We start from the raw sequence: 14799 nt of genomic DNA, 5'->3' as shown, positions 1-14799 counted from the left end.
TTGCAGCAGGTACTGATAACGCAATTCCTCTCTAAAAAGGCTAAATTTTAACGTTTGCGTAGCATTCCGCAGGAAATTTCCGACCCAGGAGGCTAACTGATAACTGATAACTGATAACTGTAATTGACTTATGCAAATTTATAAATTTATTTCATTCAAACAACTACTCATCAAGCAAAATAACTTCTTTCGTCACTATAAAATCTCAAAAATTATAACTGCGATAATTTTTAGCCTCTTAATCTTGATTCTGATAACTAATCAAACTTTATTAGCATTAGGCCAGACTTCAGAAACATTACAGAATAATAATATTGAAAATATTACTCAACTTCAATCATTAACACCTATCAGTAATATAGTTTATAAACCAATCAAAATCGACAGTAGAGAAATTTTCAAAGTAGCCGCAGTAGCAGGAAAAGAAATCCAAGGAAATAGCAATACATCTCCCCTAAATATTAGAGTTAGACTGTATGAAAATAATCTTAAACAAACAATTAAAAATTGCTTTGATGCTGATACTTTAAAATTAACTATTGAAACCTTAGAAAACCAGACTTTAGTATTTGCCTCAGACGCAGAAGAACTAAAAAATCAATTTATGATTGCCATCACAGATTTAGATGCTCAAATTCATGGCATATCTAGAGAAGATTTAACTAATGAGATTATTGGTTTTATGAAGGATGCCTTAATTAGAGCACAGATAGAGCGACAACCAGACTATTTGATCGAGCAGCTTTTAATTTCTTTCGGAATAATATTAGCTTTGATTCTGTTGAGCTTTCTCATATCAATTTGGCAAAAATACTGCTTAAAAAAGTACCAAAAAATCCAAAAATCTATAGAAAATTTAATAGTCTCTCGTCCACAGATAGATGAATTTAGAAATTATCAAGAATTAACTACAGCAAAAACAGAATTAGCTTTAGGGCAAAAACAACAGTTAATATGGGAACAACAACTACATAAAAATTCTTTTTTGAGAAGTTTTCTGCAAGTAAATCACTTGATTTTATGGTTGTGTAGCATTATGTGGATTTTAGGTAATTTTCCTTATAGTCGTTGGCTACAGATTTTCTTAGTTTCTCACGCCATAGTTATAACCATTATAATTGGTACTTATTTAGCAATTAAAGGCAGTCCGGCGATTGTCAACTGGTTCGCTATCAATAGTTTTAAAAGATTAGAAAATCAAAGTTATGATCATAGAAAAATACCACAAGCAATTACTTTTTCTCATACATTGAAAGGAATTGTGATGTTTACATTAGGTTGTATTGGTATACTTGGGATATTTCAAAATTTTAATGTTTCTATAACTATCGTATTATTAGGTTTAGGTATTATTAGTTTGACAGCTTCTTTAGGTAGTCATAATCTAGTTAAAGATATAATCAGTGGAATGTTAATTTTACTAGAAGATCGGTATGCCATTGGCGATATGATTGACCTAGATTTTACTATGGGCTATGTAGAAGATATGAGTTTTCGTGTAACACAATTACGTGATGCAGGAGGACGTTTAAGTTCAATTCCTAATAGCAAAATTTCTATAGTCCATAATTTCACGAAAGATTGGGCAAGTATTGATTTAAGAATAAAAGTTAATTTAGATTCTAATTTAAGCCAAGCAGTACAATTAGTTAAACAAGTTGCTAATGAGTTAAAAAATGATGCAGAGTGGGGAGATAAAGTTTTAGATTCTGCCAGTATTTTAGGTGTCAATAGTGTTTCTCAAACTGAAGTAGAATTTATGATTAGAATGAAAAGTATACCAAGAGAACAATGGAATGTAGCTCGTGAGTTTTGCTACAGGTTGAAACAAATTTTTGAGTTGAAAAAGATTGCCTTTAATGCCACAATAACTTCAAAATATAGAAGTTCAAATATTTGGCATTGGTAAAGCGCGGGTATGATATTAATCTTAATTACTTAGGAGTCAGGAGTCAGGAGAGAAGAAAGAAGAAAGAGGAGTAGAAGGAGAAAGTTTTTTGTTTGCTGGCACACAACGCATCCTATCGGAATGAAGGGCGCAAACGTTAACGCGGAGCGCGGAAAGAATTTCTATCACACTCTTAGCCGGACATGATATCATACCTCAAATCACCAACGCCAAATATTTTAATTGGTAATTAGCAAACTTTTCAAATAGCTTCAATCTTTAATTTACAGGCTGTTTTTTACCGAATAATTAAGGTTGAAAGCCTCTCCTTTAAAGGAGAAACAAGTGGTCGATCTTCGGAGCTTCCCGTAGGGTGGGATGGCGAGGTCTCCTCGCCATATCCAATCGACCAAGAGAGAAAAAATTTTCACGCTCCGCGTTAATCCTCTTCTGTTCAAGGAGAGGTAATTGTTAATAATTAATAATTAATAATTATTAATTATTAATTGTTGAACTCCTAATATAAAATCCGGTTGAATACTTATTATATAGTTGAGAGTAGGGGGAGTGGGGGAGTAGGAGAGATTAAATATTGAAGTAATTATAGAATGATCAACAGATATTATATAACTGGATTCTATGTGCAATTAACTAGATTTGATATAATACCCAACCCCAAAGGAACGTAGCAATAACAAATAGAATTTCTCAACCATTTTGCGAAGTAAAGTAAAATAATATAAGTACCTAACTTGATACCCAATAGTCAAGACAAACAAACTCTTAACAACTTTCACCCAATTAAAAATGATACTAAACAAAAAAATATCAAAATTACTGATATTAAAAGGATTTGCCCTAATCATACCTTTGGCTGTAAATGCCATAACATATCCTACATCTGCCCAAATTAACCCTAACCCACCCCCACAAAACTCCTCAGGGCGCACTATGACTGTTCGCTCCGACATTCAAGAAGCAGACTCTCGAACAGGAGTTGTTACAGCTCGTGGTAATGTCCAAATTAACTATCCAGCTCGCCAAATTCAAGCTACAGCAGCTCAAGCTCAATACTTTAGCAGAGAACGTCGAATTGTCCTCAGTGGAGATGTATTTATCCTACAGGATGGCAATACAATTCGTGGAGAAACAGTTACTTATCTTATCGATGAAGGACGCTTCATTGTTCTACCACAATCTCAAGGACAAGTAGAATCTGTATATTTGGTGCCTGCAGGTCAAGGTACAGATGGGGGCAGCGATGTTACTGCTCCATTCAATCCAAAACCTGCCTTCAAAAGTCCAATAAGCCCCTAATTATATATAATTAAAAATTATCGCATATTGCAAATTAATGTGATATGCCTTATTTTTGTGTCTGTTCAATGAATGCGTTATTTTTTGTACAATGGGTGTCAATTTCTCAACGTTTATCTTATACATTATCTGGCTAATTAAAATTGTTAATAATGAATAATTAATTATCTGGTAATGATTTTTTTCATCTTTAATATATGGCAAATATCTATATAAACTATGATAATTATTGAGAGCTAGCTTCTAACCCAAATTTGACACTCCACGGGATAAATCCACGTGGATTCTTAAGGGTAACAAATTTACCGGAGTTTAGTCGGGTCAAATTTAACCCTTAATGGTATAGCCAAAGATGCCTAAGCCTCTGTCCAGGGTAAACCCATTCAGGTTACTTTTAATTCCAATATTTGCAGCACCGTTACAGTCAGCATTTATCAATTTTCCCTGCTTAGTTTTATACAAACCTCGCTGAATTCGTTGATAACTAAAACTATATTCAGTAGGGTTATCAGCATTGTAAACAGGTATTTTATCGTTATCTAAAAAGCTAGCTTTAGAAGTATAAGACTCCTCCTGTTCTAAATAAGTTAAGCCATACCTATTACACATAGCTTTTAGCTTTAATCTCAAATTATTGTGTGGTATTTGCACAAACTTTTGATTAGTTTTTTTACCGAAATTGATATTTTGTTTCATCCCTGGATTAACACCTACAACAATAGTAGATATTTTTTTTCCCTACACCAGTTGATTAAATATCGAGCTGCTTGATTTAAGTAATTTCTAACTTTATTGTTTCGATTTACTGTAATGCGCGCCTTGCTTTTTCGTTAAACCTTTAATACCTTCTCTATCCTTTATAGACTCCAATCTAGAATTTTCTTTGTTGTACCACTAGTTAATTGATTTAAGTTTCCTACCGTCCAAAATAAACGATGACCCAGTATTTGATACACAAGTTGCTAGATTGCCTAAACCAAGGTCTACTCCTAGTGCATTATCAGATTTTACTACTGGCTGTGGTTCCTCTTCTGTAATAAATTCTACCTCAAAAAACCTAACATCAAAGCGAGGAATTATCCTCACTTGTTTCAGGTTTTTACCTACTAAATCTTTCTGGGAATAAAATTTTTACTATACCATACTCAGTCTTAAATTTGGGAGACATTGGAATATTAAAATACCCATTTATTACCTTAATTCGAGGTATTATTAGAGGAAAATAGCCTTCTTTATTTAGATATCTAGGTAATCATATTTGTTCAAACCCATATAGACCTTCTTTAGCCTTCTGAATTAAGTTGAAAAATGACTGAAAAGACCTATCTACAACTTTTAAAGTTTGCTGTGCGATGTCAGTTTGAAGTAGCTGGTAATTTGCCTCTGACAGAGGAGCTTCGCTTTCGTTATCTTTGCAGTAATGTTAATTTGACTAGTCTCTTAGATATTCGCCCTCAGCAAAATATAATTTTGGAAACCCTTATATCTACAATTATGAAAATAAACTATACTTTATATGAGTTATGATGATTTTATGATTCAGGCGATCACCTAAATTAGTAAAGACTATACAATTTGTCGTTGCGTAAGTCCTGATCAATATAAGCGCTTATAATGTATGTTATGGCGAAAAATTCTAGGAATATCAAGCTAACTAGGGGTTAAAACCCGCCCTTGTTGTTTTCATCCAGCCGTTAAAACTGGCACTTTTCCAACTACCTGAATTTTTACGATGAAAATTTTTCTTGAGAATATTCACAAAAACTATGGTAAACGCGCCATAGTTAGTCGAGTTAATCTATTCATTGCCCAAGGAGAAATTGTTGGCCTCCTCGGTCCTAATGGTGCAGGTAAAACTACTACATTCTATATCGCAACAGGTATAGAAAAACCTTCCCTTGGCACTGTATTTTTAAATGAGTTAGATATCACAACTCTACCAATTCACAAGAGAGCAAAACTGGGTATTGGCTATCTAGCTCAGGAGCCAAGTATTTTCCGCAACCTTAGTGTTAGAGATAATATTCTCCTAGTCTTGGAACAAACAAAAATTCCTCGTCGCCAGTGGAAAAAGTTCTTAGATTCTCTATTGTATGAGTTTCGTTTAGAAAAGGTTGCTTATACTTTAGGTTCCCAAGTTTCCGGTGGAGAACGGAGGCGAACAGAACTCGCAAGAGCTTTGGCCTCTAGCAAAGATGGACTAAGATTCTTATTTTTAGATGAACCATTTGCAGGAGTAGACCCAATTGCCGTTTCTGAAATTCAAAAGATTGTTGCCAAATTAAGAGAACGAAAAATGGGCATCCTTATTACCGACCATAATGTTAGAGAAACTCTAGAAATTACTGATCGAGCCTATATTATGCGCGATGGACAAATATTGGCATCTGGAACAGCAGAAGAACTTTATAATAATCCTTTAGTACGTCAGTATTATTTGGGTGATAAATTTAAGTACTGAAATACATCTCGAAAAATTTAGCTAGTATAGAGCTTCTCATAGAGAAAGGCGCGAGTCTAGAAAATTTGAGTAAAAGACAGTATAAAATGCTGTGAGTAGTGAGTGAAGTTGATCGTCAGCAACAATGGATGTGGGAGAACAAAAAACATCGAATAGATCACCGCATAGTAAGCTTTAATCAACATCATGTGCGTCCAATAGTTAGAGTAAAAGCAGGAATTAATACAGAATTTGGAGCAAAACTGTCTGCAAGCTGTATAGATGGATATGTATTTTTACACCGATAATTGTTGGTCAACTATAATGAATCAGGAGATTTAAAATCTCAAATAGAAGAATTTAAAAACTACACAGGTCATTACCCAGATTCGGTTCATGCAGACAAGATTTACAGAACAAGAGAAAACCGAAAATTCTGTAAAGAAAGAGGTATTATATAGAATCCGGGTAATTAGTTATCGTATTACTGAGGAGTAATGAGTAATGAGTAATATCAAATCCGGTTGAATACTTAATTGTATTGTTGGGGGAGATGGGGAGATTGAATAATGAACATATACTATATAACCGGATTCTATATTAGAATTAGTAGTCCTCCCAAGGGATGACCACCAAAAAATATTGATAAAAAAAAGAAGAAACAAGGTCAGTTGGATGAAAGATTACGCAACTATATTGAGGCTAAATTTGGTCAAGCAAAAAGAGGATTTAGCTTACAGAAAGTGATGGCCCAACTTTCTGAAACTTCCATGACTGCCTACGCAATTACTTTTTTAGTAATCAACCTTTTCACCCTCTTAAAAGAGGCTTTTTCTCTTTTTTTGTACTTTTTTGCAGAAAAAACTGTTTTTGCGGTGTTTTTAATAACTTCAAATTATACTTGAATTAATAATCATAATAAAAAATCATCTCACGCTTTATTTGAATAAAAATTCAACCAGATTCAGATTTATTCAGCAAACCCTAAGTAGACATCTCCACAAATCCAAAATAAAATCAATTATTATCCATAAACTGGAGAGTACAAAGTTCTGCTAAAAAACAGTTGGCTCTCAAGATTGAAAGTGTTACTGGGAAAGGCTTACAGCACCTACTGTTCTGAATGGATATTTTTTAACCTTGAGTCCGTGAAAGCCTTAGCTAGCAATAGTTATTCCAAGAACTTTGCACTGTCTAGTCCATAAATTATCAATTATTTATTCCTGTTCTTTGTTAAACTGCGCTAATAACAAAGTTAAATCGTCATCAGTTCTACCTGTAACTTTAGGCGATCGCAAAAATTCCTCCAATTGTTTAGTCGCCTCTTGTTCATCTGTCACCACAGTCATAAACTTAAACAATGGTGCAAAAAACGGACAATGAGGCAACCCCCTTGGCATCTTTAAAGCCAGCATTTGTAACCCATCGGAAAAAATTGCTAAATGAACAGGCTTTCCTTGCCAAATCTTGACTTGAGCAGCTTCCACACCTTGCTCTGAAATCAAAAAAGTTGTCTCATTAATATATTCTCCACTTTGAGGAGCAGTCAGCGGAAAGATATTTTCTTCACCATCTCCCACCACAGCCGCACCATCTCCCACCTGAGCAGCAATAGCAAACTCTGGTGTCGCCACCACCAAAATTAAAGTTGCAGCAAACTCCCGTGCCTCAACCTTCCTCACTTGAGACTCAGCCAAAACTGCTGTTCTCGCCGCTCTCAAAGCATCAATTAATTTATACTGCCAATCAACATTATTATCTTTAGACAGCAATTTTTGTTTAGAAATAGTTTCTACTGCAGCACTGACAGCGATTTTTGCTCCTACCTCCCCAAAATTGGATGAACCAGCACCATCAGCAACTGCTGCAACTAAAATATCTTCCGGCAAAATCTCCCAATGATTTGCATCCTGACATGGTTGTCCACGTTTTTCGTGACTCGTACCTGCCACTGACACCGATACCACTCGCCAATGACTTTGTTCTTCTGTTGACATAACCTAACTTTTGTTCAAGAATTAAGAATTTAGAATTAAGAATTTAGAATTACCTCTTCTTATAAACAGGACTTACGCAAATTATTAGACAATGTGCTATTTGTAGGGGGCGTTATTCGGAGCTTTGCAGCAAATGCCATTTGCTTCGCATAACTATCGTTAACGCCCCTACTACATAAGGCGGTTGGTGCGTAAGTATGGTTGAGGAGGAGCTGAAAGCTGACTGCTGACCGCTGAAGTGCTTCCTTAAACTGTTCCCCATCCAGGGGGAGGCAGCGCCACTTGTTCGTCAACTTTAGAATGGGAAACCTGCTGCATACTGGCAGATAACCAAATAAACATTTCTCGAAAGTCAAGTCCTCTCAGTTTTAGCGGTGTTCTCAGAACAATTTCTCCAAGCTTATCCATATTTGCCCCTTCTACACCCACCGCAAAAAAGGCAACGTGCTTGTTATCTTCTTCTTGTCTAATGCGTTCTGCTGCTTCCTTAACAACTTTTTCTGACTCTCCTTGAGGTTCACCGTCAGTAATCAAAAAAATCCAAGGTCGATAGTAAGTTATGCCATTATTCCGATATTCTAACTTCCGAGCTGCAATCATATCTAACCCTTTGTTAATAGCTGTACCCATATAAGTTTGTCCTTGAGCTGTTAATACCGGGTTTTCAAATTGGTCTGCAGTGATAAAATCTTGCACAATTTTTATTTGGTTATCAAAGGAAATAATTGCCACCTCTACTCGTTTTTTAGCCAAATCATCGGTAATTAAATTATCTCTAAAAGTTTCTAACCCGTCATTCAAAGCTTGGATAGGTGTCCCTGTCATTGATGCAGAGGTGTCCAATAGTAGGACACAAGGACAGCGGGGTTCAGGATTTTCTGCAAATTCTACTGCTTCATCAAGTCTCATAGTCGTTTTTTGGCCTTATATTAATATTAGCAATTTATATTTGTTTTCTTTATCTCTGATTCTAGAACTATATTTCTAGTAGCTGTGAAGTTCTCTCCCGTTAAATAAGAGCGATTATAAGGGGAGCTTCTCAAACAAAGAAGTTTCTTGCGAGTGCTGACGCAACGCTACGCGAACACAGGCTGATTAACATCTAAGCCTCCACAAGCAGACAAGATGATACCCACCTTGTTTAACCCTTTATTTAATATGTTAATTGCTGCATTCTCGTCCCTATCCAAAACTGTTTTACATTTAGGGCAAGAATGAGTTCTAACTGATAAAGTTAATGGTACTTTTTGACCGCAATTACTACAATGCATGTGATGTATTATGAGGGTGTAGGGGCGAATGGCCATTCGCCCCTACTTACATGAACACCTTAAATAATTAATAATTAATAATTAATAATTAATAATTAATAATTAATAATTAAAGAATCATATCAAATTCGGTAGTATCGGTGTTATTTAATCTTTAAAGATAAGAGTCTATATTGTCGGGGCTAATGGCCATTTGCCCTTACCGATTGTATGACGATCAACAGAATGATACTACTGTGAAGCCAACGGATTTGATATCATTCATTATTCATTATTCATTATTCATTATTCATTATTCATTATTCATTATTCATTATTCATTATTTACCTACATCATAAATTGATTTTGATAGTTTTGTGTTTTTTGCTAAACCTCTAATATTTAAGTTTTCCACTGCAATTAGGTCATATTCTTTAACTAATTTATGAGCAGTTTTTAAGTGAAAATCTTCTCTTTGTCTAGCTATATGTTGATGTAGTCTAGCTATTCTATTTTGTGCCGCCCTCCAGTTGTTAGACCCAACTTCTTTTCTAGATACTTTTTTTTGCTTTCTTGCTAAATTAGATTGAGATTTTCTATAAAATTTAGGTACAGAAACAGTCTCACCAGTATTAGTAGTCAAAAATTCTTTTAACCCTACATCAATGCCTGCAGCAGTTTTGATATTTTCTGTAGGAATTAAACTAGGTACTGACTTATCTTCCAAACTAAAACTTATATAATAACCATCAGCTTCTTGAGTGCGTCTTACATTCTGGGGTTTCCCCAGAATTACGCACTCGCTTTTTTGGTTATAGTTGCAGTTTTAATCGTAAAACCATCTGGAATTGGTCTATGAACTATGATTGGAATAGCACCAAACCTCGCAGTAATTATTTGTTTTCCATCAAATTTTATTGCTGATGAGCGGATGATTAACTCTACTAAAACACAATGACCTTAACTTTCCTGATTTTTTAAATCTTGGCCTTCCTCGACGTTTACCCTTTTTGTCAGGTATTAGCCAACGTTTCCAAGCTTTATCTAGTCTTTGTAAGTTAATTTGTTGAACTTCGTATGGATATTTCTTTGTAGTCGGGAAATAACTGTTTTGTCTGTAAGAGTGCTGATTGTTGAAAATAATAATCTGGTCTAGTAAAAATTTCACCAATAGGACATGAAATTAATGAGCAACGGCCAACTTGACATCTAGTTCTATTTAACCAATCTAGTCTTTGACCAAGAGCATAATTGTAATGCCTTCGTAACAGTTCTAGCCAATAATCAATTTTGACTGACTGTTCACAAGTGGGCTTAATTTTGTAGCAATGAGTAATTATCATAATTTTATACTACTCTTTAGTGCTGCATTTGAACAGCAATCGACACCCTTTTAATCTACTGTCGGCAATTCCCCTCTCGTTAAATCGAAGATTATAACGGGAGACCCCTTGCCGAATCAAGTTGGAATTAAATACAACTAACATTCAGATGACATAGTATACCATAAGGCATTTTCCGACTCATATAATATCTAAAATGGACAGATAATTCTGGTTTGAGGGCTAGATGAATCAAAGTTTTTCCTAATCTCTATTTCTAGGCTCAAAGATAGAATATAGCAGAAGAAAAAGGGAAGAAGTGAAGTTAGAAGAAGCTTGATTATTGATATTCCCAAGTTTGCAGATATTTTATAAGTTAAATACAGTAATGGCGACTGCTATAACTTAAGTCATGGGAAGAATATCAAATATTTTTTATATAATGTGTATTTAATACAGTAGATATAAGTACCACAAATGACAAAATTTTTATCTAAGAAAAAAAACTGGTTTGAACATTTAGCGGAGGGGGTAAGCGATATTTTTTGGGGAACTAAGTCTGCAAGAATTTCCTCGGAAAGTATGCAGATAAATAATGAGAATTTAATTGAATATTATGAAAGACGGGATAGTATTCAACAACAAATGGAAGCTGGTAAAATGCAGTTACAAGCTTTAATGCAACAGAGGAATTTTGAATTTCAGTATGAGCAAAGTCATCTTAATAGACATTTTCAAGGTCAACAAGGAGAATTAAATCGTGAATTACAAGCTGAGTTAGCAATTATCAATAGTTTATTTCAAGCTCAAGAAGGAAAATTAAACCGGGAGTCACAAGCTGAGTTAGCAGGATTAAATAGAAAGTTTCAAGCTCAGGAGGGTAAATTAAATCGGGAATTACAAACTGAGTTAGCAAGATTAAATAGAGAATTTCAAGCTAAGGAAGGGAAATTAAATCGGGAAAATGCTGTTCAATTAGAAATTTTTCGTGCTAAATTACAAATATTTTTACAGGAAAAACAAAAAGATTTACAATTTCAGCTAAAAGAAATTGATGTGGCATTAGCTAGAGAATTAAAAGCTATTGACTTGCAAAATAATCTCACAGTTATTCGTCAACAACGTCGATTAAATAATTGGCCTCTTACCCTAGACGATGAACAAATTAAGGAAATTATAAAATCTGATAATTTACTAATTTTATTCGTTCCACCTATTCTGAAATATGACCGTGCTGGTGCTGGTGCTAATAATCCCCCTAATACTTTTCCTGATATTGAACAAGGATTATATAGACGGTTAAGAGCTTTTCTAGAAAAGTACAAACAAAGTGGTAGGAAAGTAGATTTTTTAACAGGTTGGACGACAAAAGCTTTATCTGGAGAGGGAGCTTTTAAAACTATTTTTAGTGGTTTAAAAAGTAAACCAATGTTGGTTATTAATGCAATAGTTGAAAGAACTTACTATCACCTCGAATATAGTTATTGGAGTCAAAATTTTGCAGAACCTTATATTGATTCTTTGCCTAAAGAAGAACCTTTATCTTGGCTAGATTTATTATATTTTGCTGCTAAGAAAAGGTTACTAAAATGGGAAGCACAACGAAATCAGGAAAAAATAGAAACAGGAACAACAGAAGAGTTTGATGGAGATTGGGGTGGAGAAGTCGTTAATAAATTTTTGGCAGATTTACAATTAATAAAACGAGAAAATAGACTGCTAGAAAGAGGTCAAGACCCGAACAATTTACCTAATCTTAACTATACGGTTCTAGATTCAGATAAAGAAACTTTTTCTCGTCTCATTGCTATTCAAATTTGTCTATTGATAGGTAGAACTGCCGATGAATATTTTCTCTTAGATGTTCCACCTCAAGAACGTCAACGTCCTTTACTACCTGAATTGTTACCTAATCTTTTAGAGGAAATTCCCTCAGAACATCGAGAAAAAATTATTGAGTATATTGTTGGTTTTTATCAATCTTTATATCAGCAATTAGAAGAAGAGGAGTCGGCTTGGGTGCCAGAAATGCTGATAGATTTGGCGAGTAGTTTGATTCATCTAGATAACAAGTTCTGGGCAAAAGAGCAGATAGAAAAATCTGTAGAATCTTGGTTATTAATGCGTGGGATTAAATCTTTGGAACAGGTTAGTAATTTAGAGATGATGAAATATGTTTTAGCCCCAGGAGATGACGAATATTTAGACAGACTAAACCAATGTATCCCATTACTTGGAAGAGAAAATTATGTAGTTCCAGCAGAAACTTTACTAAACACTTGGCGAAAACTGAAGATTAAGGGTTATATAAGAGTAGACAAGCACGGAGTTAATCCGGCCATCATTCGTGCAAGGCGCACTCGATTAACCTATGGTGCTTCATGCTCTGAGCCATTTGATGAATTGATCGATCCAGAAAGTAAAAAATTTTGGGCTAAAGATGTAGGACGTTATCAATGCGACGATCGCTTTTATACTCTTGTTACTATCGGAGATAGTGTACCTGTCAATAAAGAGATTGTAGTTCAGTACACACAGATAGAAGCAGAAGGTAAAAGTATGTATTTTGAGTTTTATGCAACCTCCAAAAAAGAGGTTCGTTACATAGATGAAAAAGGTCTTGAAAAAATAGGCGAAATGACAGTAGAAATGCCATCTACAGAAGGTGGTGTTAACAGGGTAGTAGACCTATTTTGTTACTTTGGAGATACAGAAATTAAAGTTAAGGCAGTTGACCGTACATCAGGTTCTAGCTGCAAAAGGGTTCTTCGTTTTTTATCTCATTATTAATTTACATATAAATTTGAAGAAGGTTAGTTAATATGAGTTCTTTGCCACCAGAAAGTCAAAATCAAAACCAACTATCTTCAAGCAATAGGGATAGCGTTACAGGACAAGATGAACAGAATGATAATTATGAAAAATGGCAAATTTCGTTGAAAGCATTTCAAAAAGAGCATAGAAATGATTGTTTTTCTTGGTTATTAAAAAAATTTGATATTCCCGAAAAAAAAGACCAGGAAGAAGAGCAAATTAATGATATTCAAAATGCAATTAAAAATTCTCAAGTTTTTCTAGAAACATTTTTGAAAATCTACAAATAAATTTTAAACTTGCAACAGAGTTATCAAATACTGGAAAGAAAGAATCGCGATATAGAGGAAAAAAACCGCTCTCTAAATAATTATAATCCTCATCGAAACCAGAGCAATAATATCAGCAAAGAAAACCAATATCTGAAAAATCTAGTTAACGACCTAAAAGAAGAGAAAAAAAGTCAAGTAATTCAATTACAAACACGAATAGATGACCTTGAGAGTGACAATCAAAAACTCCATAAAAGGGTGAGTTCTCTTTTGAGTAAATTAGACAATCGCGATCGCGACAAAAGTAGCACAATTACTTCTAATGACTCACGCCGTCAAAGAGATGTATTAACTCAGGAATTTATCCAACTTAATACTCAAGAAATCACAGGTCTTGGCAATGAAATATTCAATCATTTATCTCAAATAAATTCAGATTTAAAAGCTCACCGTAAACGAGAGATTGCCAAAATTAAATCTGTATTTTCTAAACACATATTTGGCGAAGGAAGTCAATGTTTTACTCCCGATAATTCAATAGAAGAAGATAAAATTCCTCAACTTATCGAAGACTTTACAAAATCCATCCTAACCGATTTAAAAATTCCAGAAACAGCTAAGATTCCAGAACCTATTCCCACAAATTTAAAGAACTTAGTAGAAAAAGGATTAAAGTTAGTAAAAGAAATTGTTAATGATGACCCTCCTGGTCATTTCTTGATTGCTAACCAAGGAGATGCCTTTAATTCCGAAAAGCATCAACCTGTTGCTGGTTGTGAACCCAATGGAAAGATTGTTTATACAACTTATCCAGGCTACTGTGTAAACGACCGTATTATTGGTGAATCACTCAAAACTTTTGTCTTTACTGAACCTGAAGAAGAAACTTCTCCTGAACCACAAAAACCTTTCGAGACTAATCAAACTAATCAACAGGCAAATTCTACAGATAATGAAGAGCAGCATTCTACAGATGATCAACATCAAAAACAATCAAATTCCACAGATAATCACATTCATTTAAAGTTATTTAGGGGTCAAGTTGTGCAAGGAGCAACTAGTTTATACTATCGCAATAGCTGGAAGTGGCAAGACAAGAATAAGATGAGTGTAATTAATAATGAAGTTATACAATTTGATGCTTGGACTGAAGGAGAGATCGTAGAATATAGAGGACAGAAAAATAATATTTGGTATAGGGAAGTCCACACTCAACTATGGTTGCCCAAAGTTTATATTCAACTCTGTCAATAGATTTTTAGGAAGCGATCGCTCTTTATTTTATTCAAACTCTTTTTCAAAAGCGATCGCTCTTTTTCCACCCTAAGTTCATAATCTGGAAATAAACACAATATTCGGAAGAATGATTGAAGAATATAAAGCAAATATTTAACATTAATTATCAATATAAAATTCAACTATTAGCAAAAAATAAGGTCTCAAGCCTCCCCTTGAAAGAGGATTAAAAAAAATAAAGTTCAATATTTTAATCCCAATA

General features: G+C 34.3%; 14 protein-coding genes and 1 pseudogene. 8 read left to right on the top strand and 7 right to left on the bottom strand.

The features are described from left to right. Window positions 1-130 precede the first annotated feature (130 nt). Together F6K23_RS02395 and F6K23_RS02390 are read left to right on the top strand one after the other, a co-directional pair. Window positions 131-1909: a mechanosensitive ion channel family protein gene (locus tag F6K23_RS02395; protein ID WP_293150145.1), complete on the top strand. Its 1779-nt coding sequence runs from the start codon at window positions 131-133 to the stop codon at window positions 1907-1909. A 786-nt stretch (window positions 1910-2695) separates the two neighbouring features. Further along, window positions 2696-3205 (top strand): LptA/OstA family protein, encoded by a 510-nt coding sequence (locus F6K23_RS02390; protein WP_293150143.1) that lies wholly within the window; start codon window positions 2696-2698, stop codon window positions 3203-3205. A gap of 327 nt (window positions 3206-3532) precedes the next feature. Here the strand turns inward: F6K23_RS02390 and F6K23_RS02385 are convergent, their stop codons facing one another. Next, complete coding sequence (locus F6K23_RS02385) at window positions 3533-3925, bottom strand: hypothetical protein (protein WP_293150190.1); 393 nt, start codon at window positions 3923-3925, stop codon at window positions 3533-3535. Window positions 3926-4099: 174 nt separating this feature from the next. Next, entirely contained in the window at window positions 4100-4291 is a 192-nt protein-coding gene (locus F6K23_RS02380; RefSeq protein ID WP_293150141.1) for a transposase, read from the bottom strand. 646 nt (window positions 4292-4937) lie between these two features. On the opposite strand from F6K23_RS02380, the gene lptB reads away from it, so the two are divergent. From lptB to F6K23_RS02365, 3 genes and pseudogenes are all read left to right on the top strand, one after another. Then, on the top strand, window positions 4938-5666 hold the full coding sequence (gene lptB / locus F6K23_RS02375) for an LPS export ABC transporter ATP-binding protein (RefSeq protein ID WP_293150139.1): 729 nt from the start codon (window positions 4938-4940) through the stop codon (window positions 5664-5666). Next, window positions 5663-6100 (top strand): annotated as a pseudogene (locus tag F6K23_RS02370) (IS5/IS1182 family transposase); the annotation flags it as partial. The gene lptB and the pseudogene F6K23_RS02370, both read left to right, overlap by 4 nt. 186 nt (window positions 6101-6286) lie before the next feature. Continuing rightward, window positions 6287-6550: a transposase gene (locus tag F6K23_RS02365; RefSeq protein WP_375340725.1), complete on the top strand. Its 264-nt coding sequence runs from the start codon at window positions 6287-6289 to the stop codon at window positions 6548-6550. A gap of 312 nt (window positions 6551-6862) precedes the next feature. On the opposite strand, the gene F6K23_RS02360 is transcribed toward F6K23_RS02365, so the two are convergent. The 5 genes from F6K23_RS02360 to F6K23_RS02340 form a co-directional block, all read right to left on the bottom strand. Then, window positions 6863-7642, bottom strand: coding sequence for a PP2C family serine/threonine-protein phosphatase (locus tag F6K23_RS02360; RefSeq protein ID WP_293150137.1), 780 nt, complete (start codon window positions 7640-7642; stop codon window positions 6863-6865). A gap of 246 nt (window positions 7643-7888) precedes the next feature. Continuing rightward, entirely contained in the window at window positions 7889-8551 is a 663-nt protein-coding gene (locus F6K23_RS02355; protein WP_293150135.1) for a VWA domain-containing protein, read from the bottom strand. Between the two features lie 167 nt (window positions 8552-8718). Further along, entirely contained in the window at window positions 8719-8913 is a 195-nt protein-coding gene (locus F6K23_RS02350; protein ID WP_293150188.1) for a zinc ribbon domain-containing protein, read from the bottom strand. A gap of 320 nt (window positions 8914-9233) precedes the next feature. After that, window positions 9234-9620, bottom strand: a complete 387-nt coding sequence (locus F6K23_RS02345) for a transposase (protein ID WP_293150133.1) — start codon at window positions 9618-9620, stop codon at window positions 9234-9236. 331 nt (window positions 9621-9951) lie between these two features. Continuing rightward, window positions 9952-10236 carry a helix-turn-helix domain-containing protein gene (locus F6K23_RS02340; RefSeq protein ID WP_293150131.1) on the bottom strand — a complete coding sequence of 95 codons (285 nt, stop codon included), beginning with the start codon at window positions 10234-10236 and terminating at the stop codon, window positions 9952-9954. Between the two features lie 456 nt (window positions 10237-10692). Between F6K23_RS02340 and F6K23_RS02335 the strand changes: the two genes are divergently transcribed. Genes F6K23_RS02335 through F6K23_RS02325 form a run of 3 tightly spaced genes read left to right on the top strand, consistent with a single transcriptional unit; the run spans window position 10693 to window position 14555 of the window. Continuing rightward, window positions 10693-13005, top strand: coding sequence for a hypothetical protein (locus F6K23_RS02335; protein WP_293150129.1), 2313 nt, complete (start codon window positions 10693-10695; stop codon window positions 13003-13005). 32 nt (window positions 13006-13037) lie between these two features. Then, entirely contained in the window at window positions 13038-13319 is a 282-nt protein-coding gene (locus F6K23_RS02330) for a hypothetical protein (protein ID WP_293150127.1), read from the top strand. A gap of 9 nt (window positions 13320-13328) precedes the next feature. Continuing rightward, a complete protein-coding gene (locus tag F6K23_RS02325) occupies window positions 13329-14555 on the top strand; it encodes a hypothetical protein (RefSeq protein ID WP_293150125.1) in 1227 nt (408 codons plus the stop codon). Window positions 14556-14799: the final 244 nt, after the last annotated feature.

The sequence above is a fragment of the Okeania sp. SIO2C9 genome, assembly GCF_010672455.1.
Classification (GTDB): Bacteria; Cyanobacteriota; Cyanobacteriia; order Cyanobacteriales; family Microcoleaceae; genus Okeania.
Note: the sequence above shows the minus strand (reverse complement) of the source record. Positions and strands in the feature narration are given on the sequence as shown.